The following is a 24,952-nucleotide window of genomic DNA, read 5'->3' on the forward strand; positions in this document are numbered from 1 at the left end:
TCAAGCGCGACGGAGCACGTGCACGATATGGCAACGAACGACAATACAAATCCTGGCACCGAAGGCGATCAGGTAATTTCCGGCACCACAGGTGCAGACACACTGACCGGGGCCTTTGGGTCCGACACGTTGAACGGTGGCAGCGGCAATGACGTTCTGACCGGTGACGGACCGGTCGAGGGCGCGTGGCATTTCGAAACCTTTGACCGGGACTTTTCGTCGGCCAACGGCCAGGCCTTCGATATCGAAAGCGGCACGCGCACCGGCTCCGGCTATGTCACGGATTTCAACGAAGGCGGGCTGACCAATTCGGTCCGGGGCACAACTGACAACCCCGAAGACTTTGGCGTCATCTACACCAGCACCTTGAACGTGACGGCGGGCGGGACGTACCGCCTGACAACCTCGTCTGATGACGGGTCAACCATTCAAATCTTTGATTCCAATGGCAATCCTGTTCAGTTTGCGAACCAGACCGGTGGCACGCTCGACTATCTCAACAATGACTTTCACCAAGGCACGACAACCCGTTTTGGCGATGTCATTCTGGACCCGAACGAGACATACACGATCCAGATCCGGTATTGGGAAAACCGCGGCGGCGATACGCTGGCCGCGACGATCAGCGGTCCGGACACGGGCAATTCCGCCGAAAACCTGTTGACCACGGATATGATCGGTCTGCCGCCGGGGCCGGAATACTCCGTGACCGGCACGCCCGCCGGTGTCGAAGGCGATGACGTCATCGACGGTGGCGCGGGCAACGACACGATCAGCGGCAATGGCGGCAACGACAGCCTGTTTGGCGGCGCAGACAATGACAGCGTGTCGGGCGGCAGCGGCAACGACATGGTCGATGGCGACGGCGGCGACGACACGCTTGACGGCGGGTCCGGCAATGACACGCTGGTCGGGGACGCCGGCAACGACAGCATGGATGGCGGGACGGGCAACGACTCGCTCTTTGGCGGCGATGACAACGACACCCTGAACGGTGAGCAAGGCGCGGATGCGCTTTTTGGCGGGGACGGGGATGATGTTCTGGTCGGGGATGACGGGTCCGACCGCACGGTCATCTATGAGAACGACTTTGAAACGAACGCCGATGGCTGGACCAACGGCACCACCGAATCCGATCCCGACCTTGGCACGTCGCTGGGGCGCTTTGGGGCCGCTGATGGTACGGTGGCGACATCCACCAGCATCGACCTCGGGGGCGACGCAGACCAGATCGAAGTGAATTTCGACGCGCTCCTGCTGGACAGCTGGGACGGCGAAGACTTCATCATCACGATCAACGGCGAGCAGGTCACGTTCTCGCATCTGTCGGGTGACACGACATCGCCCGCCAGCCAGACATTTGTCGGCACGGATGGCGCGACATACACGATCGACTTTGTGAACAGCCAAACGGGCGAGCTTGGCTATTCGTCGACGGCGGCGGGCGACTCGCTGTCGTCCTCGGTCGACACGATCATGGGCGTCACGATCACCATCGACAATCCGCCGGACACGCTCGACATCGGGTTTGGCAGCACGCTCAATTCCGGGACTGCCAACGAAAGTTTTGCCATCGACAATTTCATTGTCGAAAGCATCGACGCGTCCAATGACACCCTGACCGGGGGTGCCGGTGACGACACCCTGACCGGCGGCGCGGGCAATGACACGTTCGTGTTCAATCCCGGCGACGGCAACGACACGATCACGGATTTCAACGCGGGCAATTCTGGCGCGATCACCGACGATGATCAAAGCAACAATGATTTCATCGACCTGAGCGCTTACTACACCCACATTCACGAGCTGCAGGCCGACTTTGCCGATGATGGCGTGTTGAACCAGTCGGCAGGTGATGCGTCGGACAACACGGCCCTTGGCGGTACGCTGACCCTGACCGGGATCAACGCGAATGACCTGACCTTTGACAACACGAACGTCGCCTGTTTCACCGCCGATACGTTGATCCGAACGACGGAGGGTGCGGTGCCAGTGCAGGATCTCACGCCGGGCATGCGCCTCGTCACCTATGATGGCGGCAGCCGCCCCGTGCGCGCCTTGTTGCAGCGCAGTGTGGACGGGTCGGGTGATCTGGCCCCTGTCTGCATCGCCGCAGGCACGCTGGGCAATGATCGCGATTTGCTGGTGTCACCGGCGCACCGGATGCTGATCGACGATTGGCGGGCGCAGATGCTCTTTGGCGCGGACGAGGTGCTGGTCAGTGCGCACAATCTCGAACGCGGCGATTTGGTCTACCGGGTGCCGATGCCGCAGGTCACCTATTTCCACATCCTGCTGGACCGGCACGAGATCATTTTTGCCGAAGGAGCCGCGACGGAGAGTTTCCACCTCACCCGCGAAGCCGTTGAGGCGGTGGAGTTTGGCGACAGCGAAGAGGGGGCCGTGGCCGCGGAAATCGCGCGCCTGTTCCCGGAGCTGCTGCAATGCGCCAGCCGCAGCGCGCGTCCGGTGATGAAAGGGTACGAGGCACGGGCCTTGGCGGGCATGTTGGGTTAGCTGCCGAACACCGTGTCAAAGCTGGCGCGCAGTGCGACGTCCACGTCGTCCATCGTCACCGGCAGGCCGAGGTCCACGAGGCTTGTGACACCGTGCTCGGCAATGCCGCAGGGCACGATGCCGTCAAAATGGCTGAGGTCAGGTTCGACGTTGATACTCAGCCCGTGATAGCTGACCCATTTGCGCAGGCGGATGCCAATGGCAGCAATCTTGTCCTCCGCCGGACCGCCATCCGGTTGCGGGGGCTTTTCGGGGCGCTGTACCCACACGCCCACACGCCCCTCACGGATTTCGCCGCGCACATTGAACGTCTCCAGCGTGTCGATCACCCACGTCTCCAACTGCTTGACGAAGGCGCGCACATCGTGGCCGCGCTTGCCCACATCCAGAAGGGTGTAGGCCACGCGTTGCCCCGGCCCGTGATAGGTATACTGCCCGCCGCGCCGTGTTTCGAACACGGGAAAGCGGTCGGGTTGCGTCAGGTCCTCGGGCTTGGCTGAAGTGCCAGCGGTATAGAGCGGCGGGTGTTCCACCAGCCAGATGCATTCGCGCGCGGTTCCTGCAGCGATGGCCGTGGCGCGCGCCTCCATCCACGCCTCTGCCGCGCGGTAGTCGGTCAGACCCGGCGTCGTGATCCACTCGGGCGCGGCACCGGTCATTGCGGGCCTCCGGGCACAAGCCCGTGTGCCTTGAGTGCGGGCAGGTTGGCGCGGCTGACCGGCAGGTCCCGCCCGTCGCTGAGATGCACGGTCGCTTTTCCGGACCCACGGGTCACGGACACAACGTGATCCCGCGCCACCCAGTGCGAGCGGTGGATTTGCAGCCCCGGCGTGTCCCCTGTCTCACCCATCGCATCGGCAAGACGCATCAGCACCAGCTCCTGACCCTGCGTGGTGGTCACTTCGACATAGTGATCCACCGCCGAGAGCGAGATCAGAGCGCCGCGCTTGTCGACCGGCAGCCGGGACAGAAGGGCAGGCGGCGTTGGCGGTTCTGCGGCGGTGGCCTGATCGGCCATGACGTATTCGAACACGATGGTCACGACAAAGGCGACGCCGACCGTGTTGGCGACAAAAATCAGCGCCGCCGTGCCCGAGACCCAGCCCAGACCGAAAAGCGCGCTGTTCACCCCGGCCACGACGCAACTCACGACGCCGCCCGCAACGAGACCGGTCAGCCCCATGCGCACCGTCCTCGTGCGCTCTGACAAAAGGCGGCGCATGACGTTCACTGTCAGCGCGCCCGCCCCGTAGGTCAGGACCGTGACGACGATCCAGTAGAGAACGCGCGGCACCGCGCGCAGCACGTTGGCTGTCCCAAAGGCCCCCGCCACCGCAAGCACAACCGCGATCCCCAGCAGCGCAATCCACAGCGCCGGACGTTCGAAATCACGGCGCAAGTCACGCATCGCGAGTTGCAGGGCACTGTCTTTCACGTATTCCACCGACCATTTGCGCAGTTGCCGTTGCGAGGCCGCCCCCGCACGCCTCCATGTGGTGCCAGAGACGCCCGGCACAGGCAAGCCGGGCAGTGCATCAGCAATCGGAGACCAAAATGATGACCCTTGATCCCCTTCTGTCCGCGTCACCCGCCATCCAGATCCACGTGGTGCTCGCGCTCCTGGCGCTTGTGTTGGGACCCATAGCACTTTGGCGCAAGCGCCGGGACCGGCTGCACAAGACGGTTGGATATGTCTGGATTCTGGCGATGGGTGGGGCGGCGATCGGGTCCTTTGCGATCTCCAGCCACTTTTCACCCCTGGGACTTGGCCCCATTCACCTGCTGTCGGTCTATGCGCTGACCGGGATTGTGGTGGGCCTGCGGGCCATCTGGCGGCGTGATGTGGCAACCCATAAGCAGGTGATGCAGAACATGTATGTGCGCGGCGTCGCACTTGCCGGTGCGTTCAACTTTCTGCCCGGTCGCACGATGCAGCGCAGCCTGATCCCGGAGGTGCCGGAGCTGGGCTATGTTATCATCGCGCTGGTCGTGGTGTGGGCGTTCGCGCCTGTGCTCAGACCCAAGGCAGCGGCCCGTGCATGAGCCGTAAACCGCGAAAGGTATGGATATTGTGACTTCGCGAATCCCGTGTTGCTTGTATGGTTGACGTATAACCCGGAGGGAATTTCATGATTTCAAAAACGATTACCGCATCCGCCATTGCTCTGTCCCTGGCCGTGATCCCCGCCACCAAGGTCTCCGCCGACGCAGGTGACTTTGTTGCCGGCGCAATCATCGGGGGCATCGTGGGGCACGCCGCCACCAAGCAGCACCAGCGCAAAAAGGCGGCGACCCGCACCTATACCAAGAAAACGTACAAACCGCGCATTCCGTCGACACAGGAAGGCCGCGAGATCCAGGCATCGCTCAACTATTTCGGGTTCAATGCCGGGGGTGTCGACGGACAGCTGGGCCGCCAGTCGCGCGCGGCGATTTCGAATTACCAGTCCTATCTCGGCTATCCCGCGACGGGCCAGCTGACGCCGTTCGAACAAAACCTGCTGATCAGCTCATACAATCGCGCACAGGCCGGTGGCTATGCCGTCACGCAGCAGATCGCGCAAACTCCCGATGGCACGCGCGGCCTGCTCAAAGTGTACCGTCAGGAGATGGCCGGCACGGCAACGGCACCCGCAGGGGCCACCATCGTGGTCGCACCGCAGCCTGTTGCACCGGTTGTGGGCACGACAACGACCACCACGGTTGTCGCCGCCGCGCCAACCACCGCCACGCCCGCCGCACCGACGGGTACAACCGCTGCCGCGGCGCTGCCGAATTTCCTCGGGCAGGGCGGGTCGCAATCGCTGGCCTCGCATTGCAACACCGTGTCGCTGCTGACCAACACCAATGGCGGGTTTACCACGGCGGCCACGATGACCGATCCGAATGTGGCGCTGAACGAACAATTCTGCCTCGCCCGGACCTATGCCATTGCCAAGTCCGAGGACATGATCGCCAAGGTGCAGGGTTTCACCCCCGACCAGATCGCGGCGCAGTGCGAACAGTTCGGCCCCGCAATGCAGCAACATGTGGCGGCCCTGGCCCTCAAACCGCAGCCTGCGGTGGTGAGCGACGTGGCGGGCTTTATCCTGACCACGGGCATGTCGCCTGCGCAGCTCAAGGGCACCGCGCAGATCTGCATGGGTGTCGGGTACCGCACCGACAATCTTGACGTGGCGCTCGGCTCAGCGCTGATGCTGTTTGCGATGGGCGACCATGTCTATGGCGAGTTGATGGGGCACCACCTGGCGCAGGGCTTCGGCACCTCGCAACGGGTTGATGTGGCACGTGTCTGGTATGCCGAAGGTCTGCGGGCCGTGGACGCGGGTGCACCGGCTGTCTTTGCACCGGGTCAGCCGGAGCGGGTCGAGCTGCTGCGCAAGGCGTCGCTGAACCTCGGCACGAATTCGAGCGCCGTGGCAACGCAGCCGCAAGTGCAACCGGCCTCGGCCCTGCCCAGCTTTGGCCTTGTGATCAGCGACTGATCCACATCAATGGCACCTGTTGGAACCGGGGTCTGCAAGGGCCCCGGTTTTTCTTTGGTTTTCAGGCTTGGCATTGCGCGATTACGCCGCTAAAGACCACTGCACCAAGTCAAGGTCTGCGGCCGTGGCGGAATTGGTAGACGCGCAGCGTTGAGGTCGCTGTGAGGTAACACTCGTGCGAGTTCGAGTCTCGCCGGCCGCACCATTCTCCTGTCTGACATGACGGCGCTGTTTGCACGCGACGCAGTACCGTTGATGTATTGCGCTCACTTTCCACCTCACGCCGCTGATTTTAGTGATATTTTACCGTGGGCAGCGGCGTGTTCCGTCGTCCTCGCAAGCCAGCCACATAACCTGCGTCCGTTGTCGTACATGACATCGGGAACCGGCACGGGCCATTCGGCGTTGAATATCGAATAGGTCCAAGCGCCATGCTCTGCGATCATGCGGGCAACCATTGTGCGATGATCTTCGGTTCCTTAGGTATATGACATGACTGACATGCAATCGACGTCCCGCCCGCCCAAAGACCCTGCGCTTTGGTGGCGTGCGGTGAAGCATGTCATGCAGCTGAACGAGGAAAAGCGGTTGGGGCTGATTGCAGCCGGGGTCGCGTTCTATGCCATCCTTGCCGTGTTTCCCGGAATTGCCGCGACGATTGCGCTCTGGGGGATTGTGGGTGATCCGGGCCTTGCGCTGCAACAGATGGAAGAGTTTCAGGCGCTGATTCCCGGCGACGTCTACACGCTGCTCTCGGCGCAGCTCATCAAGCTGTCGACGACGGATGGCCTGACGCTTGGCTGGGCGTCCATCCTGTCATTTGGCTTTGCGCTTTGGTCGGCGCGCGCGGGCGTCGCCGCGTTGATGTCGGGGCTGAACGCGATTTACGAGGCGCCGAACCGGTCCGGGCTATCGCATTACCTGCGGGCATTCATGCTGACCTTCAGCCTGATTGGCGTGATGCTTGTGGCGATGGCGTGCATCGTCGTGGTGCCGGTGGTCCTCGCGTTTCTGCCGCTTGGGCCGTGGGCGAACCTTGGTATCGACGTCGTGCGGTGGTGTGTGGGCATTGCCGTGCTGGTCTGCGGCTTTGCGGTTGTGTACCGGTTGGGGCCAAACCTGCAGGGCGCGCGTCCGCGGCTTATCTCACCGGGGGCACTGTTTGCTGTTGTGGGATGGCTGGCGGCATCCACCGGGTTTTCCGTCTATCTGCAGAATTTCGGGACCTACAATGAGGTTTACGGTTCGCTCGGGGCAGTGATCGCGATGCTGATGTGGTTGTTCATCAGCGCGTATCTGGTGCTGCTCGGGGGTGCGCTGAACGCGGAACTGGCGCGCGCGCGGCGGCGCGCGGATGCTATCCCAGAGCCATCAGCCACATCCACGCCGTCAGGATCGTAAGCGCGGTTGCCACGAGCACGGAGGTTGCCGCCACGCGGCGCGCGCGCCCGTACATGTTGGCAAAGATGTACCCGTTCACCCCCGGCGCCATGGCCGCGGTCAGCACGCCGGCGCGGAAGGTTTCGGTCGGGACCGCGAGGGCAGTGCCCAGCCCAAAGGTGATGGCTGGGTGCACCAGCAGCGAGATCACGCACACCATCGCGATGACCCGCGCGTCGCCTTCGGGGCGGTACTGGATCAGCACGCCGCCAAGCGCAAAAAGTGCGGTCGGCAGGGCGGCGCGGATGACCAGATCCAGCCCATCTTGCAACACACCCGGCACCGCAATATTGGCGATATTGACGACAAAGCCTGCGATGATGGCAAGGACAAGCACATTGCGGAACATCGCCTGCACGACGCCCCGCGCCATTTTCAGCGGTGAGCCGCCGCGATTGCGCGCAATCTCCATCGCGGTAATCCCGAGACCGTAGCAGAACGGCGAATGGAACGCGATGATGGCAAAGGCACCAGCCAGCGCGTCGGTGCCATAGGCCCGTTCGTTGATGGCCAGACCCAGCAGGACGGAATTCGAGAAGAGACAGCAAAAGCCGATGGCAATGGCGTCTTCGATATCGCGTTTGAAGATGTAGTAGGCCCCCGCCGTGCCCAGGGCAAAACCGCTGGCGGCCCCGGCGTAGAAGCTGATGAGCAGGCGGCTGTCGAGGCTCGACGACAGATTCATGTTCGCGATGGCCGAGAACAACAGGCAGGGGATCGCGAAGTTCTGGCTGAACTTCATCAGCGCATCGATGCCTTGCGGGCTGAAGAACCCGCGCCACACCGCGACATAGCCAAAGCCGATCACCAGAAAGACGGGCAGGATGACGTCGAGGAGCGCCTGCATGATCGGGCCTTTGCGCAGGGCCAGAGGGCGGGAGCCTCCGGCGGGAGTTTATCTGGCGAGATGAAGCGGGATCAGGTCACCGGGAGGGTCAACGTCATGCCGTCAAAGGCAGGTTCGACATGGTCGGGGGTTTCGGCCCGGACGGTGTCATAGTCGAGATCGATATGCATGTTGGTCAGGATCGCGCGCTTTGGCGCGGCGCGGTCAATCCAGTCGAGGGTCTGGGACAGGTGGCTGTGGGTCGGGTGCGGGTCGCGCCGCAGCGCGTCAACGATCCAGATGTCGAGATGTTCCAGCTGTGCCCAGGCCGCGCCGGGAATGTGGGCTACGTCCGGCAGGTAGGCGAGCGTGCTGATACGGAACCCCAAGGCGTCGATGCTGCCGTGATTGACCTCGAACGGGGTCAGGGTGATGGGGCCGCCGGGGCCGTCGATCGTGGTGTCCCCGTTGATCGTGTTGAGATCGAGGATGGGCGGGTAGGGCGAGCCTTTGGGTTGGACAAATGCGTAGGCAAAGCGGCTGATCAGGTCGTCTTGCGTGTCGCCGTCCGCCCAGACCTGGAGCCGTTCACGCATGTTGAACACGATCATGCGCAGATCGTCGATGCCGTGCACGTGGTCGGCATGGGCATGGGTATAGACAACCCCGTCGAGCCGCCCGACACCGGCCGTCAGCAATTGATTTCGCAGATCGGGTGAGGTGTCGATCAGCACTGTTGTGGTGCCGTCCGGCCCGTCGCGTTCCACCAGCATCGAGCAGCGTTGTCGGCGGTTTTTCGGGTTTGCGGGGTCGCACGCGCCCCAGTGCCCGCCCAACCGGGGCACGCCACCCGATGAGCCGCAACCGAGGATGGTGAAGCGCATGTCCGTCATGCGGCGGCCTTGTATGACGCGGCCTTGGCGAAGAGGCGGTCGAAATTGGCTTCGGTCTGTGCCGCGAACGCGTCGATGTCGAGGCCGAAGACCTCGGCTCCGAAGCGGGCCGTGTGGGCGACATAGGCCGGTTCGTTGCGTTTGCCCCGGTGTGGTGGGGGCGCGAGGTAAGGCGCGTCGGTTTCGACAAGGATGCGGTCGACGGGGGCGGCGGCGAAGATGTCGCGCAGTTCCGTGCTTTTGGGGAAGGCGGCGATGCCTGACATGCTGAGGTAAAAGCCCAGATCAAGGGCGGCGTGGGCGAGCGCGGCGCTGGAGGAGAAGCAATGCATGACGCAGGCGAAGGCGCCGTTGCGGTATTCCTCGGTCAGGATGCGGGCCATGTCGTCATCTGCGGCGCGGGCGTGGATGATCAGGGGCAGGCCGGTGTCTCGGGCGGCGGCGATGTGGAGACGCAGCGACTGCTGCTGTGCCGCGGCGCTTTCAGACGTGTAGTGATAGTCGAGGCCGGTTTCGCCGATACCGACGAATTTCGGGTGCCGGGCGAGGGCAATGAGTTGGTCCACCGTCGCCATCGGTTCGTCCGCCACGCTCATCGGGTGCGTGCCTGCGGCGTAGAACACCGGCGCGTGCGCTTCGGCGATGGCGCGCACCTGTGGCTCCAGCCGCAGCTTGGTGCAGATGGTAACCATACGGGCGACGCCCGCTTGGGCGGCGTTTGCGATGATGTCCGGCAACTGACCTTCGAAATCAGGGAAGTCGAGGTGGCAGTGGCTGTCGGTGAGGCGTGGTGTCATTGCGCGGGGGCCGTGGCAGAGAGCTTGAACAGCGTATCTAGGACGAGGGCGGCGGGGTCAAGATTGACCGCCCGCCCGTGGCGTGCGCGGTCAAACGCGGATTGGGCCGTGTCGGCCCAGGCCTGGGCCTGGCTTGCGTGTGGGGCGAGGCGGGAGAGTACCGCTGCTTCGTTTGGGGCAGCCTCGACGGCCGGGGGCGCACCCATGGCACCGGTCCGGGCGAGGCGGGTCAGTGCGATGTCCAGGAGCGCATAGAACAGGTCGAGTTTCTGTTCAGCGCCGCGCGCGGCGGCAGCCTCGGCCATGGCCAGCGCGCGGGCGCGGTCGAGGCGTGGCATGGAGCCGAGCAGGGCAATGATTTCGGCATAGAGTTTCAGCCCATCCTGCAGGGCGAGGCGCATGGCGGCACCGACGGACCCGCCGCTGAGTTCCGCGAGGGCTGCGGAGTGTGCGGCCATGTCAACGCCGCCTTGCACCATGGCTTCGGCCATTTCATCCGGGGTCAGCGTGCGCAGGCGCAGGGTGCGGCAGCGCGAGCGGATGGTGGGCAGGAGGCGGCTGGGTTGGTGACACACCAAAAGGAGCGTGGTGCGGGCGGGCGGCTCTTCGAGCATCTTGAGGAGCGCATTGGCGGCGTTCACGTTCATTTCGTCCGCAGCGTCGATGATCACGACACGCCGACCGCCATCGGTGGCGGAGAGCTGAAAGAAGCTGCCCAGGGCGCGGATGTCGTCCACCGTGATCTGGTCGCGCAGGCGTTTGGTCTTGTCGTTGATGCTGCGGTGCACCGACTTCAGCCCCGGCTCTGCGCCCGCGGCGATACGCCGGGCAATCGGGTGATCCTCCGCGACGTCGAGCGACGTGGGCAGAGGTGCGCCGAACATGTCGTCGGGGTCCGGATCAGGGGTGCACAGCAGAAAGCGGGCGATGCGCCAGGCGAGCGTCGCCTTGCCCACGCCGCGCGGTCCGGTCAGCAGCCATGCGTGATGCAGGCGGCCCGTTGTGAACGCGTCGAGAAAGGCGGTTTCGGCGGTGTCCTGTCCCACGAGCCGTGTCGTGTCGCGCGGGTGCGCAGCACCCGGAACGTGCGTTGGATCGGGGATATCGTCGGCCATGGGACCGGGTCTAGCAGAGGTTGCGGGCGTGGTGCCAGCCATAGGTGATCCGATTGCGGGCTGCGCCCATTATATTTTTCACGGGCTCCGCCCCGGAGGTGCCTTTGCACCTCCTCCCCGTGGTATTTTCAGCCAGAAGAAGTGAGATATGCGGTGACTGTGGCGCGTACGTCCATTGCAACAGTGTCGATGTCGCGCGCACCGTCGATGGTGCGGAAGCGGTCCGGGAATTCCTGCGCCAGACCCAGGAAACCGGCGCGCATTTTCTGTTGCAGTTCCGTGCCGAAATCCTCGAACCGTTCTTCTGTGCCCTGACGCCCCTTGGCGCGGGCGAGGCCGGTGTCGGGGTCCATGTCGATCAGCACGGTCAGATCCGGTTCGCGCCCGATCATCAGGGTATGCAGCGCGTCCACGGCGGCGCGCAGGTTGCCGCGGCTGAGGCCCTGATAGAGGCGCGTGCTGTCGGCGAAACGGTCGCAGATCACGATTTTGCCCGCGTCGATTGCCGGCAGGATCAGGCGTTCCATGTGGTCCCGGCGCGCGGCGGTAAAGAGCAGGAGTTCGGTTTCCGCGGACCAGCGGTCGGGATCGCCTTGCAGCACAAGCGAGCGGATTTCTTCGGCACCGGGACTGCCGCCGGGTTCGCGGGTCAGGATGACGTCGTGGCCCGCACCGCGCAGGTGATCTGCCAGCAGGCGGGCCTGCGTGGATTTACCGGATCCGTCGATCCCCTCAAAACTGACAAACGTGCCAGCGCTCACACGCCGTCCCCGCTGCCCATCTGGGTGATCAGCGCCTTGGCTGCGGTCGAGACCTTCGCGAGAAAGCCGCCATGTGCCACGTCCGCCTCGGCAACGAGGGGGAAGCGTTGTTCGGGCAGGCCTTCGGGTTGCAAGACCAGTTCGGCCAGCACTGTGCCTGCGGCAACGGGGGCCTGGACCGGGCCGGTATAGACCACTTCGGCGTCGACCTTGTCACCGGTAAGCACGGGCAGCAGCACCGAGATGTCCTCGGCCGGGACCAGTCCCACTTGCGGCTCGGCCCCTTCCCAGACGGATGCGGTGGCGATGCGGTCGCCGCCCTTGGCAATGGTGCGCTGGGCAAACTGGCGGAAGGCCCAGTTCACGATCGCCTCGGATTCCTGTGCACGTGCGGCGGCCGTATCAAGGCCGGACACCACAAACACGATGCGGCGGTCGCCCTGTTTGGCCGATCCGGTCAGGCCAAAGCCGGCCTCCTGCGTATGGCCGGTCTTCAGGCCGTCTGCGCCGATGCCAAGGCCCAGCAGGGGGTTGCGGTTGAAGCGGTTGGCGCTTTCCTTGGCGTCGAACAGGAACTCCTTTTCGGCGAACATCGGGTAGTATTCGGGAAAATCGGAGATCAGCCGCGACGCCAGCAGGCCCAGATCGCGCATCGACATGCGGTGTCCCGGGTTGGGCCAGCCACTGGAATTTGCAAAGGTCGAGTTGGTCATGCCCATTTCCTGCGCCCGGCGCGTCATCAGGCGGGCAAAGCCACCTTCGGTCCCGTCGGGGCTCAGCGCTTCGGCGATCACGACGCAGGCGTCATTGCCCGACAGGACGATGATGCCGCGGATCAGGTCCTCGACGGTGACACGCTCGCCTTGCTGCAGGAACAGTGTCGATCCGCCAAAGCTTTCGGCGTGGGCCGAGACGGGCAGGGTGTCGGTCATGCTCAGCTGACCGCGTTCCAGCGCCTCGAACGCCATGTAAAGTGTCATGAGCTTGGACATCGACGCAGGCGGCAGCGGGTTGTCCGCATTCTTGTTCAGCAGGACAGTGCCCGTGGTCTGGTCGATGACATAAGCCGCCGTCGCCCGTGTCTCAAAGGCGGCGGCGGGCAGGGATGTGGCGATCAGCAGGGAGGCGGCAGCAAGAATGCGGATCACGTGAAACTCCTATTGGTCAGTTGGACACGGCATAGGCATCGGTAAAGCCTTCTTCCTTGACCTTTTTCAAGAGCTGTCCGCGCTCTGCGCTGGAACTTGCCGGGCCGACAACCACGCGCCAGAAGGTCTTGCCATCCCGTTCGAAGGTTTTCGTGACCGGAACGATCCCGGCGTCGCGCATCCGGTTCGAGGTGCGGGTGGCGTTGGCTTCGATAGAAAAGATACCGATCTGGATAAACGGTTTGGACAGGGTGGAGGCCGCAGGGCGGTTTGTGGCCGCTGTCTGGATCACCACGTCTTCCTGTGCCGCAGGCTGAATGCCGGGGCTGGCGGGGGCGGCATCAATCGCGGCGGCGGCCCCTGCGATGGGATCCAGCGTCGTGGTTGCGACGTCCGTGGGCGCGGCCACGGCGTCCACCTGTTCGATGTCGGGGGTTGGCTGTTCGACCGGCACGGTTTCCTTGCGCAGCGCCGTGACGTTCAGTTCGGCCGGTGCACCGGCCAGCATGCCAAGCGCTTCGGCCGCGTCCGAGCTGATCTGGAGCCGGGGGCCGGGGATGTCACGTTCGCGGCGGAAGAGCGCACCGACCACGAATTTGCTGTTGGCAGGATTGCGGATGATCACCCGCTCGGGTTCATTCACATCCGGATGCGCGACCCACACACCGCCCAGCGATGGGCGTCCGTCCCAAAGACCGGCTTCGGTCGCGGAGAACACCTCGGGCGCTTCCACGTCGCGTTCCACCGATTTGGTGGCTGCGCCGGGCACCGGAGCGCCTTCGGTCTTGGTGTTGGATTGCAGGGCCTGCATGGCCACGAATTGCCCGTTTTCGTCACAGCCCGCGAGAATTGTGAGGGCTGCGAGCGCTGCTGCGCCGCCGAAACGGGGAGAAAGGGAGAATGCTCTGCTCATGGACCAAGTCCTTGCCTGCTGTTGCCTGTAGTGACCGTTTTTCGGCCAAGTGCCCTTGTGGACACGGTTTTTTGCCCGTCTTTGCGGGTGATTTGGCGATACCATAACCGTTTGCGGCGCATCTGGAAAGCACGGGCCGAGAAAATTGGCGATTTTCCACAACGCGTTGGCATATTTGCCGAATCGCGCGGGCGCGCCTAAAGCAGGGGGCAACGGAGATTTGGCAGAGTGGTCGAATGCGGCGGTCTTGAAAACCGTTGGGCGTGAGAGCGTCCCGTGGGTTCGAATCCCACAGTCTCCGCCATTCCCTTTATAGCACTTCCGCCACAGGCTACTTGAGCGCGCGGCTCCGGGTTCGCACTTTGTCCAAACCGCTCCGCCACCTCTTTATTCCAGCGTGATGATCAGAGAAATGCAGGGCGCACCGTGCCGGGGCGCGCATCTTCGATGAGGGTCAGGATATCTGTGACGGGCAGGCCCGTCGCCCGCGCCATCGCGGCCTTGTAGGGGGGCAGGTTCGTGCATTCGAGCAGCAGGTGGCGATGGTTGGGCCGCTGTACCTGCGTGACATGGTCCACCAGTTCACGTTCTGCACGGGCCGTGTCGAGGGTCTCTGCGTCATTCGCAATTGTCTGGCGCAGGTGCATGTCGGCGGGCAACCCTTGGACATCGCATGCGTGTCCGCGCAGGTGCGGCGGGCCAAGGCGCTCGGCGTCGAATGTCAGGGTCAGGATGTCTTCGGGCCGCTCAGGCAGCGTGTCGAGCGCCAGCAGGGCAGAGCTGATGAACGGTCTGTCGTTCTGTGCAGCCAGATGATCCTGCCACGGGGACAGAAACCCGCAGGAGGTCACGACAACGTCGCCGCGCGCCCCCCTCAGGGCGTCCTCGAACGGGGCGATGGGAATGCTGTGTGGATCGGACGTGACCACCTGTGCCACCGTCGCTTGTGGCACGCGGATGATTTCGACTGTATCGCAAAAGGTCTCGGCACAGCCCACATCGCCGGGTACACGCGGAAACCGCGTATCAAGTTGCAGGACAGTGACGGTGGGGGCAGGCATCGCTACTGGATGTTGTCGGGCAACCACGTGGCAAGTTCCGGGAAGGCCACGAGGATCACCACCATCAGCAGCATCAGCCCCACCATCGGGATTGCCGTTTTCGAGATGTATCCGATCTCGTGCCGGGTCATGCCTTGGAGCACGAACAGGTTGAACCCGATGGGCGGCGTGACCTGCGCCATCTCGACCACCACCACGATGAAGATCCCGAACCAGATCACGTCGATGCCCGCCTGCCGGATCATCGGCTCGACGATGGCCATGGTCAGCACCACCGACGAAATCCCATCAAGGAACATGCCGAGGATCACATAGAACAGCGTGAGCGCCGCGATCAGCGTGATGGGTGACAGGTCCATCTGGTCGATCCACGCCGCAAGTGCGCGCGGCAGGCCGGTAAAGCCCATGGACAGCGACAGGAACGCGGCCCCCATCAGGATCAGCGCGATCATCGCAGAGGTGCGCGTGGCGCCCATCAGGCTCTCGACAAATGTGCGCGTGGTGAGCGAGCGTTGGAATGCCGCCAGCACCAGCGCGCCGATGACGCCGACCGCCGCCGCCTCCGTCGCGGTGGCCCAGCCAAAATACATCGACCCGATCACCGCAAAGACGAGACACAGCACCGGGATCAGGAACCGGCTTTCGGCGAGCATCTCGCCCAGGCGCATCGACGGTTCGGGCGCGGGCCGCTGCGCAGGTCGAAAGAAGTGCCACGCGACGATATACGACATGAACAGACCGGCCAGCACGAGGCCCGGTATGATGCCCGCCATGAACAGCTTGATGATGCTTTCGTTGATCGACACGCCATAGACGATCAGCGTGAGCGAGGGCGGGATCATCAGGCCAAGCGTGGCCGCCCCCGCCAAAGTGCCCACGATCATGTATTCGGGATATCCGCGCTTGCGCAGTTCGGGGATCGACATCTTGCCCACCGTGGTGAGCGTGGCCGCAGACGACCCCGACACGGCGGCAAAGATCGTGCAGCCCGCGATATTGGTGTGCAGGAGGCCTCCGGGCAGCCACCGCATCCACGGGGCCAGCCCGCGAAACATGTCCTGCGACAGCCGTGTGCGATACAGGATCTCGCCCATCCAGATGAACAGCGGCAGCGCCGTCAGGGTCCAAGATGACGCGCCGGTCCAGATCGTGGTGATCATCGCGTCGCCTGCGGGTCGGACGGTAAACAGCTCCATCCCGACCCAAGCCACACCCATGAGGGCCAGTCCGATCCAGATGGAGGACCCCAGCAGGGTGAACAGGACAAAGAGAAAGACGACTGTGGCGTAGGCTTCGGTCATTCCACAGTCTCCGACACAATCGGGTTCGTACCCGTCGCCAGCATTCGGTAGAGCGTGTCCCACAGTGCCACGGCCAGCAGGACGGTGCCGATGGACATGGCCAGTTGCGGGATCCACACGGGCGTGTAGACCAGTGCGTTGCCCGCCGACGCGGCGCCGGAGAAATCAAGCCGGAACAGCGCCACAAGCCATTCGGGGATCTGATCCTGGCCTTGGGTGCGGTCGTTCAGCATTTCGGAGAACATGTTCGCCTTGATGGCAAAGCGCGCGAAATAGGTGGCGATGATGGCCGCGCCAAAGACGGCAAACACGTCGAGCCAGCGTTTCAGGAACCGGCTGGAATTCAGCAGGATCGACACCCGGATATGCGCGCCCCGCGTGAGCGCATGGCTGAGCGCAAAGAAGGACGTGGCGGCCATGGCATATCCCGCGAATTCCGTCGTGCCGGGCACCGCCACGCTGGTCCAGCGGGCCACCATGCCCACCACGATCAGCGCAAGGATCGTCACCATGAAGAAGGCCGCAATCGCGCCACTGGCCAGGTACATCGCGTCGAGCACGCGCCAGAGCGGGCGCAGGGGACGTTCCGCACGCGGTCCAAGCAGGAGCATCGCCACGGCAATCATACTGGGCAACACAAACAGCCAGACCCAAAGGGGCAGGCCCATGACGGGTGACCAATCACGCATGATGATCCTCGGATGTGTGGGAAAGGAACGGGCCAGCCGATGCGTGCACCGGCTGGCCCTGTTGCCAGATCAGTTGGCGTTGTAGGCGTCGAGGATCGCCTGACCGTCGGCCCCGGCTGTTTCCAGCCACTCTTCGGTCATCTTGGCGCCAATGGCTTCCAGTTCGGTCAGGAAATCGGGGCCTGCGTCCTGCACGGTCATCCCGTTCTTGGCCAGCTCATCAAAGTAGAAATTGGCCAGCTCCGCCGATTTCGCAGCACAGGAGGCCGCGGTTTCATCCGCGGCACGTTGCAGACCCGCTTGCGTGTCGGCATCAAGGGCCTCCCACGCCTGCGTGTTGACCATCACGTAATTGCGCGGCAGCCACGCGTTGACCTTGTAGTAGTGGCTTAGATGCTCCCACACCTTGCGGTCATAGCCCGTGGAACCGGATGAGATGAACGCCGACGCCACACCGGTGGCCAGCGCCTGAGACAGCTCGGCCGCTTCGATCTGCACCGGGATCATGCCGAGTTCCTCTGCAAAGGTCGCGGTGGCGGAGTTGTAGGAACGAAATTTGATCCCTTGGGTGTCCTCGGACGAGGCGACTTCCTTGTTGAAGTAAAAGCCCTGACCGGGCCACGGGCAGGTGTAGAGCGCCACGAGGTTCAGGTCCGCGAGCTGTGCATTGACCGTATCACGGGCCGCTTCCCACAGTTTGGCGTTGTCCTCATAGCTGGTCGCGATGAAGGGCAGGTTGTCCCAGCCCAGAAGCGGTGCCTCGTTCGCGTGGGCGGACATGAACCGCTCACCAATCGGCACCTGACCGGTCTGGATCGCACGCTTGATGTCGCCGCCGCCAAAGAGAGAGCCGCCTGGATGCACGGTGATGTCGATGGCACCATTGGTGTATTCACGCACCTTGTCGGCAAAGATCACGCCGTGTTCGGAGTGATAGTTGGTGGCGGCATAGGCCATCGGCATGTCCCAGGATTGGGCATGGCCATCGGCAAACGCTGCGGTGGCCATGACCGATCCTGCGATGCAGGCGGTCGCTGTTTTCAATGTGAAGTTCATGGATGCCCTCCCAGACATGGTGTCACCGGCGTGACATGTGTTTTTTCGGATCGAACGCAGCCAAATCTATGTTCGGCGTCTTTCCATCAATCAGATCCGCGATGATCCGACCCGTTTTGGGGCCACCTGTCAACCCGACGTGCTGGTGGCCAAACGCGCTCAGGCTGCGGGCCTCGGGATCATTCGCGCCGATCAGGGGCAGGCTGTCTGCGGGGGCCGGGCGGTGGCCCATCCATTCGACCTCACGCGTGCAGGTCAACTCCGGCAATACGCGCGCCACGGCGCGGCGCAGCATGGCAAAAGGGGCCGCGCTCGGCCCGTTTTCCAGCCCACCGAATTCGATGACCCCCGCGGCACGCAGACGCCCCTCCATCGGGGTGAGCACGAATTTGCCGCTGGCCACCATCATCGGTGCGCGCGGCATCACGGACGGGTTGACGAATTCGATGTGGTATCCGCGCTCGCTTTCGAACGGCACGCGCACGCCCAGCTTGTGGGCCATCGCCCTGGACCACGGGCCCGTGGCCAGCACGATGTGATCCGCGGTCATGTCGCCCGCATCCGTTTGCAGACTTTGGATCATCCCGTTTGCGACCGTGATATCGCGCACGTTGGTGAGGGTCAGCGTACCGCCCTGGTCGACGAAATGATCGGCGAGCGCGCGGACATAAGCCCCCGGATCGCTGATCCGCCCATGGTTCTTGCACGCCACAACGGTTTCAAACGCATTGCCAAAGGTGGGATCGTGCTGGGCATATTCCGCGCCGGTCATGACCTCGAACGGGTAGCCCAGAGCCGCCCGTTTGTCCCACCCATAGGCGTCCGCCTCAAAGGCCGCGCGGGTCTGGTAGCCAAAGCAGTAATCTTCGGCTCCAATGAACCGTTCGGCAGCCGTGCCCGCGGCCAGCGCGCGGTGCTGGTCATAGCTGTCATGCAACAGCGATGACATCGCAGCCCCGTAATGGTCCACGTGAGCATCCGTGCCAAAGCGGAGATATTTCAGCAGGAACGGCACCAGCCGCGGCACATAGCGCCAGCGCAGAAACAGCGGCGCATCGCGGTCCCAGAGCATCCCCGGCGCGCGGGCCAGCAACCCGGGCGTCGTGACCGGGATCACCGCCCCTGCGGCCAGAACACCGGCGTTGCCATGGCTGGTGCCGGTGCCGGGTCCGTTGCGGTCAATCAGCGTCACGTCATGGCCGCTGCGCTGAAGCCATATGGCGCAGGACACGCCGACGATCCCTGCGCCGATCACAATGACGTTCATGCTGGTCCCCTCGATCCGTCCGGGTGCAGCGAACACCCGAGCGGATCAAAAGACCAGAACGAAAATCAGTAATCGCGCTCGAAATAGATGCCGAGGCCCGTGCTGCCATCCGTGCCCGCACTGCCGCGCAAGGTGACAGAGGGGCTGATGTCGATGTTCAGGTTGATCTCGCTCTTGCCCGAGGAATCGACGGTGACATCCGTATAGGCATTGTCGCTGATGTAGCGCCCGGCACGCAGGCCGACTTCGCCGTCCTCGTCTGTCTGGATATCCAGATCATCGAGGCCAAAGTTCTGGCGCAGCTGCCCCACCACGCCTTCGCCGCCCTGACCGGCCAGCACCCGCACCGCGTTGGCAAGTTGCAGGGCCTGCAGCGCCGATATCTGCGTCACATCGCGGCCAAAGAGCAGCCGGGCGAGGATTTCGTCTTCGGGCAGGTCGGGCGTGGAGCCGAACCGGACCTGCGGTTCGGACACGGGTCCCTCGATGGTGATGTTGATCGTTGTGTCACCGCTGGTGGTTGTGGCGACGGTGCGGATGAACGGGTCCAGCTGGCCCTGCATTTGCAGCAGGGCTTCGGTCAGGGTCAGCCGCTTGCCCAGAATGTCGAGCCGTCCGCGGATCAGGTCGAACCGCCCTGATGGCACCACGTTCGCCGTGGTCCCGCGCAGTCGAAGTGCGCCGCCAAATTCCGCATCGAGCCCGCGCCCGCGGACAAAGATGCGCGCCGGGGCCGAGATGGTCAGATCGAGCGGGAAGGCCGCGCCGCCGCCGCTTGATGTATCCTGTTCCACCAACCCGGCGCGCGCGCGGGTGCGCCGCACCGAGGCCGGTTCATTCAGGTGAACCAGCCCCGTGACCGACCCGCCCGCGGCGCCAGCCCCGCTGGGAATGCGGATCTCCGTCTGACCCAAGGTGAGCGCCCCGCCGATCCGCGCCCCGCCCGTGAGCGGCCCGTTCAGCGTCACGCGCCCGTCAATCGATGTCTCGTACAGGCCGGGGTCGGTGACGGTCAGGCCTCCCAGTTCTGCCAACAGGTCGGCGGAAAACGGTGCCGAGAGGCCCGCGCGCCCGCTGACCGTGATTTGCCCCCCGCTGGACAGCGCGCTGCGCAGCGCCACGTTCGCAGCACCGCCGCGCAGGGTGATGGTGGTGTCGATATCGTCGAGCGATACGCGCGCCGCGGGGATCGTGACCCGCGCGCCTGTGGACCGGACCGTGCCCGACAGCGCGCCGACACCCGGCGCGCCGTCGATGCGCAGATCCAGCGCAGCGGTGCCCGTGACGAGGTTCGGCGCCGTGAAACGATTGGCAAGCGCCAGAGGCAGCGCTCCGGTTATGCCGAGGTTCATGGTTGCCGCGTCCCGCGCAATCTGGCCTGCGATGGTTGCGGTAGCACCCCCCGGTCCCTGCACATCGCTGTTGATTTGCAACGGACCGGTTGTACCCGAAACGCGCCCCTGGCTCGCCAGCCGTCCGTTGAGGCCGGGGGCAAAGAGGCCCACGTCGCGCAACGCCGCATCATAGCGCAGGGCGACTTGGGACGTGCTCAGCGTACCGGTAAGGTCTGCGGTCACTTCGGGGTTCTGCAGATCAAAGCGGGTGATGGTCAGGCGGCCGTCTGCATCGCCCGACACCTGCGCATCAATCTGGCTGCGCCCGCGCAGCAGGCGGTCCGCGTCCTGTTGTCCAATGGCAAGATTGTCGCCCGTCGCACTCAGGGTGATATCAAAGCTTTGGTCACCGAGATCGCCGGATCCTTCCGCCGACAGCGCAACCGTCCCGCGCAGGTTGGTGCCCGAGACCTGCGCATAGGGCGACAGATCCGCGCTGCGCAAGGTGACGCTGCCCGTGACCGGACCGGGTGCGCCCTCCACAAGGTTCACGGCGGCCTCGACCCGGCCCGTGGTCGTGCCGGGGGCCGTCAGGTCCGTGGACAGGGTCCAGATCGTGCCCGCCTGTGTGGCGGTGCCGGTGAGTGTCGCAGGACCGCTCGCCCCCGGCACGACATCGGCAAGGTCGGTCAGGCGTGCGTCAAAGCCGAGGTCGCTGGCATCAGTGGCCAGCGTCCCCTGGGCCGTGACGCGGGCGCGGGGCGCATCAAGGGAGAACGCGCGCAGTGTGAGGCCCGTGCCATCCCGCACCGCATCGGCGGTGAACCACACCGCGCCCGCGATCAGGGCGTCCGCCTGCGCGATCCCGGTGCTGATGTCCCGACCCGTGCCGCGTGCAATCAGGTCAAAGGCACCGGCAACCGGTGCGATATCTCCTGCGATCTCAAGCGTGGCGGCCCCATCAATGGCCTGTCCGGTCAGCGGCGCAAACTGCGCCAAGTTGCCCGCGCGCAGGCGTGTGTCGAGCGAAATGGCCAGATCCACCGCGCCATCGACGCCTTCGATCTGCGCGTCGCCGCTCAGGTCATAATCCCCGCCCGCAATCCGCATATCGCGCAAGGTCAGCGGCGCGCCGGGTTGCCAGTCAAACCCCAACTGCCCCGACAGGGTTTCGCCAATGGCCATGGCAAGATCGGGATCGGTCAGCGCCACACCGCTCAGGCCCAGATCAACGGTCCCGCGCACGCTTTCAAGCCCGCGCGACAGTTGCCCGCCCCCGGTAATTTCGGCCCGCGCGAGCTGCAGGTCAGACCGGCGCAGCGCGTCTACAGCCATATCAAGCGTCCAGTCGTCGCCCGCATCCGCATCATATGTCAGCGCAATCTCCGCCCCGCCAATCCACGTCCGGTCGCCGGGGATCGCCAACAGGATTTCACCCGACGCGTCCGGCGTGATTGTCCCGTTCAGGGCCAGCGCCTGTGGCCAGCCATCTGCGCGCAACGCCGCCCGCCCGGTCAGCGACAGCGCATCCGTGCGCAGCGTCAGATCATCCAGCTGCAACCGGCCATCGGCGAATTGCGTGCCCGCGACATTCAGGCGTTGATCCTGCCCGAGGAACGCGTGGTAGTCTTCGGTCACCAGTGGGCGCAAATCCCCACCTATGTCCGCGGTAAAGACGGTGTTGGTCGGCGCGTCTTCGGCGGCCCCGTTTTCTGTCTCTTGCGCAACGCTGACCGCGCCGGTGAGGCGCGGCGTGCCATCCGTGGCCAGTGTGATGTCGGCGGAAAACGCGCTGAGGGGGTCTTCGCCCGCGACGGTCAGGCCAATCGAGGGCTCTCCCGGCAGATCCAAAAGCCCGGCGACGATGCCAGCGGGGCCTTCCGACACCTCAAGATCGAGCGCCAGCACCTCGGTCGCGTTGGAGTAGCTGCCCGCCAGACGCACCATGCCGGTGGCGTCGTCAATCCGCTCGACTTCCAGCGTTGCGTTGCCCGCGCTGTCGGCCAAACCGGCCGCGCCCGTCACGCGCAACACCACCTCTTCGCCCAGAAACGCAGGGCCCAGCGTCAGTGATGCAATGTCGAGCTGGTCGATGGCAATCGACACCGGCAGTTCCGGCAGCGCAAAGGGCGTGGCCTCGGGCGCGGGCGCGCTGTCCTCTGTGCGCGGGGGGCGCACCACGGATATGCTGCCCGCCGACAGTTCCGTCACATCCAGCGCACCCCGCAACAGGGCACTTCGGTTCCAGTCAAAGACGACGTCATTCAGGCTGAGCCAAACGCCGTCGGCGTCGGCGATGCTGAGCGTGTCGACGGTGGCCCGTCCGCTGAGCGCACCGGAAAACCCCTCGATGCGGACAGTGCGGCCCGCGGTGGACAGGTTGTCCTCGAGAAAGGCCTGAAGGATTCCGCGATCGTCATCCTGCGCCTCTGCGACACCGGTAGACCAGGTGACCGCCAGCAGGGTCAGGCATATGGCGATGAGCTGTTTCAAAACGCCTGTCCGATCCCGATGTAAATCTGCGCCCCGTCGCCGGTGTCACCGCTGATCGGTGCGCCCACGTCAAACCGGATCGGCCCGATGGCAGTGTTGTAGCGCAGCCCGATCCCGGCGCCCGCGTGCCATTCGCCGCTGCCATCGAAAAACGCCTCTGGCCCGATATATCCAGCATCGACAAAGGCAACGGCACCGAAATTGCCCGCGACATCGCCGCGGATTTCACCCGAAAGGCCCACGAAACTGCGCCCGCCGATCTCAACACCGCCGCCTAGATCGACATTCAGCGATTGGAACGGCTGGCCCCGGACCGTGCCGCCGCCCCCGGAGAAGAACAGGTAATCGGAGCGCGTGTCGGTCAGCGATGGCCCGGCCACAGACCCGAATTGCAACCGGCCCGCCAAAACCACACCGCCTGCGCCAAGGGCGCGGTAGGCGCGTGCATCCACCTCGGTGCGCAGGCCGGACGAAGATCCGTCGAGACCCAGGAAGGGCGTCGCATTGGCCGCGACATAGAAACCGGATGTTGCGTTCAACGCGTCGTCCCGCCGGTCCCAGATGATGCGGCCCGGAAAGGTAAGCAACGTGAATTCGCGCGTGCCGAGATCGTCGGTGGTTTCGGTGTATTCGATGTTGATGCCCAGTTCGGCCTCAAACGTTTCCGAAAAGATTTTGGACGCACCGATCCCCAGGGTCACGCTGTCGGAACTGAAATCCTCTTCATCAAGGCTTTCCAACTCGGCGATGGCAAAGGCGCTGGTGTCGGGGCCAAGTGCGGCTGGCACGGTGTAGCGGCTGCGCGCGAGGTAGTCGACGCCGCCGGTGTCACTGCCGATATTGGACACCTCAAAGTCCAGCCGCAGCCTTTCCGCCCCACCCAGGAGGTTGCGATGCAGCCAGAAGGCCGACAGGTTCAGCCCTTCGAACGACGCGATTTCCGCGCCAAACCCAAAGCGGCGCGGTTTGGCATCCACGAGCGTCAGGTTCACGTCCAGCGTATCATCGGCATTCAGCGTCTCGGCCTCGGACAGGTTGACCGCAGAAAACGCGCCCACCCGCCGCAGACGCGTCGCCACGCGGGTCAGGTCATCGGGTGAAAAGACCGCGCCCGATGGGAACGCCGCGATCCGGCGGATCCGGTTTTCGCGCACGGCATTTTCAGATTTCAGGATCAGATTGCCCAGCCGCGCCTGCGGTCCCGGCGCGACGCTCACATCCACATCGAGCGTCTGATTGGGATGATCCGCCACCACGCGCTGCCCGTCAGGGAGCGCTTTGGGGTGGCCTGCCTCTCGCCACGCATCGACCGTGCCCACGACCGCGCCTCGGATTTCGCTGCTGCGGGCAGGGGTGCCGGACTGCGGCTGGGCCACATCTGCGTTTGGGGGGACGGGGCCGATGTTGACGGTGCCAAAGCGAAACTGGGGCCCCGGGTCGACACGAATGGCCGCTGTGTTGATCTGACGTGGCGCATTAAGGAGCGCGATATTCGATACCTCACGCCCGTCCAGCATGATCGAAACAACGCCGCTATAGTAGCCTTGGGCATAAAGCGCCTCGACCATGTTGCGGTAATCGGACAGGGCCGCGCCGAGGACGTCGCTCGGGTCTGCGCGCCCTTCGGCTTGTGCGGTCACCAGCGCCGAGGACTGTCGCAGGCTGTCGGTCAGGGCTTCGTCACCGCCCACAACGTCCACTTGAACCGTTGTCAGCGCCTGCGTCAGCGTGGCCGTGAGTGAAAACAGGGTCGCGCAAACAGTGCGGCGCAACGTTGTCCAAGCCTGTTTCAACTGTTCCTCCGCCGTTCCGGATTGTCGTCAGCGCGACTCGCGCGCGCTGCATTGTGTGTGTCC

Annotated in this window: 20 protein-coding genes and 2 tRNA genes; 6 read left to right on the top strand and 16 right to left on the bottom strand. The window is 64.3% G+C overall.

All coding sequences use genetic code 11. From position 1 onward, the window contains the following. The first annotated feature begins 27 nt into the window (after nucleotides 1-27). Complete coding sequence (locus tag ACERHN_RS16275) at nucleotides 28-2,517, top strand: Hint domain-containing protein (RefSeq protein WP_415920070.1); 2,490 nt, start codon at nucleotides 28-30, stop codon at nucleotides 2,515-2,517. Here ACERHN_RS16275 and lipB read toward each other — a convergent pair. Both lipB and ACERHN_RS16285 read right to left on the bottom strand, forming a co-directional pair. Then, nucleotides 2,514-3,176, bottom strand: a complete 663-nt coding sequence (lipB, locus tag ACERHN_RS16280; protein WP_415920071.1) for a lipoyl(octanoyl) transferase LipB — start codon at nucleotides 3,174-3,176, stop codon at nucleotides 2,514-2,516. The genes ACERHN_RS16275 and lipB overlap by 4 nt on opposite strands. Continuing rightward, nucleotides 3,173-3,952, bottom strand: coding sequence for a LytTR family DNA-binding domain-containing protein (locus tag ACERHN_RS16285; RefSeq protein WP_415920072.1), 780 nt, complete (start codon nucleotides 3,950-3,952; stop codon nucleotides 3,173-3,175). Before ACERHN_RS16285 ends, lipB begins: the two co-directional genes overlap by 4 nt. A 119-nt stretch (nucleotides 3,953-4,071) precedes the next feature. On the opposite strand from ACERHN_RS16285, the gene ACERHN_RS16290 reads away from it, so the two are divergent. From ACERHN_RS16290 to ACERHN_RS16305, 4 genes are all read left to right on the top strand, one after another. Beyond that, nucleotides 4,072-4,560 carry a DUF2306 domain-containing protein gene (locus tag ACERHN_RS16290; RefSeq protein WP_415920073.1) on the top strand — a complete coding sequence of 163 codons (489 nt, stop codon included), beginning with the start codon at nucleotides 4,072-4,074 and terminating at the stop codon, nucleotides 4,558-4,560. An 86-nt stretch (nucleotides 4,561-4,646) separates the two neighbouring features. Further along, a complete protein-coding gene (locus ACERHN_RS16295) occupies nucleotides 4,647-6,002 on the top strand; it encodes a peptidoglycan-binding domain-containing protein (RefSeq protein WP_415920074.1) in 1,356 nt (451 codons plus the stop codon). A gap of 118 nt (nucleotides 6,003-6,120) precedes the next feature. Next, nucleotides 6,121-6,207 (top strand) — tRNA-Leu (locus ACERHN_RS16300). A 287-nt stretch (nucleotides 6,208-6,494) separates the two neighbouring features. After that, complete coding sequence (locus tag ACERHN_RS16305) at nucleotides 6,495-7,403, top strand: YihY/virulence factor BrkB family protein (protein WP_415920075.1); 909 nt, start codon at nucleotides 6,495-6,497, stop codon at nucleotides 7,401-7,403. On the opposite strand, the gene ACERHN_RS16310 is transcribed toward ACERHN_RS16305, so the two are convergent. The 7 genes from ACERHN_RS16310 to ACERHN_RS16340 all read right to left on the bottom strand — a co-directional run bounded on the left by ACERHN_RS16310 (nucleotide 7,360) and on the right by ACERHN_RS16340 (nucleotide 13,895). Continuing rightward, complete coding sequence (locus ACERHN_RS16310; RefSeq protein ID WP_415920076.1) at nucleotides 7,360-8,289, bottom strand: AEC family transporter; 930 nt, start codon at nucleotides 8,287-8,289, stop codon at nucleotides 7,360-7,362. The genes ACERHN_RS16305 and ACERHN_RS16310 overlap by 44 nt on opposite strands. 71 nt (nucleotides 8,290-8,360) lie before the next feature. After that, nucleotides 8,361-9,161 (bottom strand): MBL fold metallo-hydrolase, encoded by an 801-nt coding sequence (locus ACERHN_RS16315; protein WP_415920077.1) that lies wholly within the window; start codon nucleotides 9,159-9,161, stop codon nucleotides 8,361-8,363. Continuing rightward, nucleotides 9,158-9,958, bottom strand: coding sequence for a TatD family hydrolase (locus ACERHN_RS16320; protein ID WP_415920078.1), 801 nt, complete (start codon nucleotides 9,956-9,958; stop codon nucleotides 9,158-9,160). Before ACERHN_RS16320 ends, ACERHN_RS16315 begins: the two co-directional genes overlap by 4 nt. Further along, entirely contained in the window at nucleotides 9,955-11,073 is a 1,119-nt protein-coding gene (locus ACERHN_RS16325; RefSeq protein ID WP_415920079.1) for a DNA polymerase III subunit delta', read from the bottom strand. The genes ACERHN_RS16320 and ACERHN_RS16325 overlap by 4 nt, the downstream gene beginning before the upstream one ends. Nucleotides 11,074-11,201: 128 nt before the next feature. Beyond that, the gene (gene tmk, locus ACERHN_RS16330; RefSeq protein ID WP_415920080.1) at nucleotides 11,202-11,834 is read right to left on the bottom strand and encodes a dTMP kinase; all 633 of its coding nucleotides are present in this window, start codon (nucleotides 11,832-11,834) and stop codon (nucleotides 11,202-11,204) included. Then, entirely contained in the window at nucleotides 11,831-12,982 is a 1,152-nt protein-coding gene (locus tag ACERHN_RS16335) for a D-alanyl-D-alanine carboxypeptidase family protein (RefSeq protein ID WP_415920081.1), read from the bottom strand. The genes tmk and ACERHN_RS16335 overlap by 4 nt, the downstream gene beginning before the upstream one ends. A 16-nt stretch (nucleotides 12,983-12,998) precedes the next feature. After that, complete coding sequence (locus tag ACERHN_RS16340) at nucleotides 12,999-13,895, bottom strand: SPOR domain-containing protein (RefSeq protein ID WP_415920082.1); 897 nt, start codon at nucleotides 13,893-13,895, stop codon at nucleotides 12,999-13,001. Nucleotides 13,896-14,109: 214 nt separating this feature from the next. Between ACERHN_RS16340 and ACERHN_RS16345 the strand changes: the two genes are divergently transcribed. Beyond that, nucleotides 14,110-14,199: transfer RNA gene (locus ACERHN_RS16345), tRNA-Ser, on the top strand. A 100-nt stretch (nucleotides 14,200-14,299) separates the two neighbouring features. On the opposite strand, the gene ACERHN_RS16350 is transcribed toward ACERHN_RS16345, so the two are convergent. From ACERHN_RS16350 to ACERHN_RS16380, 7 genes are all read right to left on the bottom strand, one after another. Then, entirely contained in the window at nucleotides 14,300-14,956 is a 657-nt protein-coding gene (locus tag ACERHN_RS16350) for a hypothetical protein (RefSeq protein WP_415920083.1), read from the bottom strand. Between the two features lie 2 nt (nucleotides 14,957-14,958). After that, entirely contained in the window at nucleotides 14,959-16,257 is a 1,299-nt protein-coding gene (locus tag ACERHN_RS16355; RefSeq protein ID WP_415920084.1) for a TRAP transporter large permease, read from the bottom strand. Next, the gene (locus ACERHN_RS16360; protein ID WP_415920085.1) at nucleotides 16,254-16,946 is read right to left on the bottom strand and encodes a TRAP transporter small permease; all 693 of its coding nucleotides are present in this window, start codon (nucleotides 16,944-16,946) and stop codon (nucleotides 16,254-16,256) included. Before ACERHN_RS16360 ends, ACERHN_RS16355 begins: the two co-directional genes overlap by 4 nt. Before the next feature lie 69 nt (nucleotides 16,947-17,015). Continuing rightward, nucleotides 17,016-18,002: a TRAP transporter substrate-binding protein gene (locus tag ACERHN_RS16365; protein ID WP_415920086.1), complete on the bottom strand. Its 987-nt coding sequence runs from the start codon at nucleotides 18,000-18,002 to the stop codon at nucleotides 17,016-17,018. Nucleotides 18,003-18,024: 22 nt separating this feature from the next. Then, nucleotides 18,025-19,269: an NAD(P)/FAD-dependent oxidoreductase gene (locus ACERHN_RS16370; protein WP_415920087.1), complete on the bottom strand. Its 1,245-nt coding sequence runs from the start codon at nucleotides 19,267-19,269 to the stop codon at nucleotides 18,025-18,027. Between the two features lie 65 nt (nucleotides 19,270-19,334). Continuing rightward, nucleotides 19,335-23,096 carry a translocation/assembly module TamB domain-containing protein gene (locus ACERHN_RS16375; RefSeq protein WP_415920088.1) on the bottom strand — a complete coding sequence of 1,254 codons (3,762 nt, stop codon included), beginning with the start codon at nucleotides 23,094-23,096 and terminating at the stop codon, nucleotides 19,335-19,337. Beyond that, nucleotides 23,093-24,868, bottom strand: coding sequence for an autotransporter assembly complex protein TamA (locus tag ACERHN_RS16380; protein ID WP_415920089.1), 1,776 nt, complete (start codon nucleotides 24,866-24,868; stop codon nucleotides 23,093-23,095). Before ACERHN_RS16380 ends, ACERHN_RS16375 begins: the two co-directional genes overlap by 4 nt. Nucleotides 24,869-24,952 lie beyond the last annotated feature (84 nt).

Source organism: Tateyamaria rhodophyticola (assembly GCF_047777875.1).
Taxonomy (GTDB): Bacteria; Pseudomonadota; Alphaproteobacteria; order Rhodobacterales; family Rhodobacteraceae; genus Tateyamaria.

Coding starts and splice junctions, on each gene's coding strand:
- ACERHN_RS16370 (WP_415920087.1), bottom strand. CDS start 19,269: ATGAACGTCATTGTGATCGGCGCAGGGATCGTCGGCGTGTCCTGCGCC.
- ACERHN_RS16325 (WP_415920079.1), bottom strand. CDS start 11,073: ATGGCCGACGATATCCCCGATCCAACGCACGTTCCGGGTGCTGCGCAC.
- ACERHN_RS16315 (WP_415920077.1), bottom strand. CDS start 9,161: ATGACGGACATGCGCTTCACCATCCTCGGTTGCGGCTCATCGGGTGGC.
- ACERHN_RS16320 (WP_415920078.1), bottom strand. CDS start 9,958: ATGACACCACGCCTCACCGACAGCCACTGCCACCTCGACTTCCCTGAT.
- ACERHN_RS16305 (WP_415920075.1), top strand. CDS start 6,495: ATGACTGACATGCAATCGACGTCCCGCCCGCCCAAAGACCCTGCGCTT.
- ACERHN_RS16360 (WP_415920085.1), bottom strand. CDS start 16,946: ATGCGTGATTGGTCACCCGTCATGGGCCTGCCCCTTTGGGTCTGGCTG.
- ACERHN_RS16310 (WP_415920076.1), bottom strand. CDS start 8,289: ATGCAGGCGCTCCTCGACGTCATCCTGCCCGTCTTTCTGGTGATCGGC.
- lipB (WP_415920071.1), bottom strand. CDS start 3,176: ATGACCGGTGCCGCGCCCGAGTGGATCACGACGCCGGGTCTGACCGAC.
- ACERHN_RS16275 (WP_415920070.1), top strand. CDS start 28: ATGGCAACGAACGACAATACAAATCCTGGCACCGAAGGCGATCAGGTA.
- ACERHN_RS16340 (WP_415920082.1), bottom strand. CDS start 13,895: ATGAGCAGAGCATTCTCCCTTTCTCCCCGTTTCGGCGGCGCAGCAGCG.
- ACERHN_RS16355 (WP_415920084.1), bottom strand. CDS start 16,257: ATGACCGAAGCCTACGCCACAGTCGTCTTTCTCTTTGTCCTGTTCACC.
- ACERHN_RS16365 (WP_415920086.1), bottom strand. CDS start 18,002: ATGAACTTCACATTGAAAACAGCGACCGCCTGCATCGCAGGATCGGTC.
- ACERHN_RS16350 (WP_415920083.1), bottom strand. CDS start 14,956: ATGCCTGCCCCCACCGTCACTGTCCTGCAACTTGATACGCGGTTTCCG.
- ACERHN_RS16290 (WP_415920073.1), top strand. CDS start 4,072: ATGATGACCCTTGATCCCCTTCTGTCCGCGTCACCCGCCATCCAGATC.
- ACERHN_RS16295 (WP_415920074.1), top strand. CDS start 4,647: ATGATTTCAAAAACGATTACCGCATCCGCCATTGCTCTGTCCCTGGCC.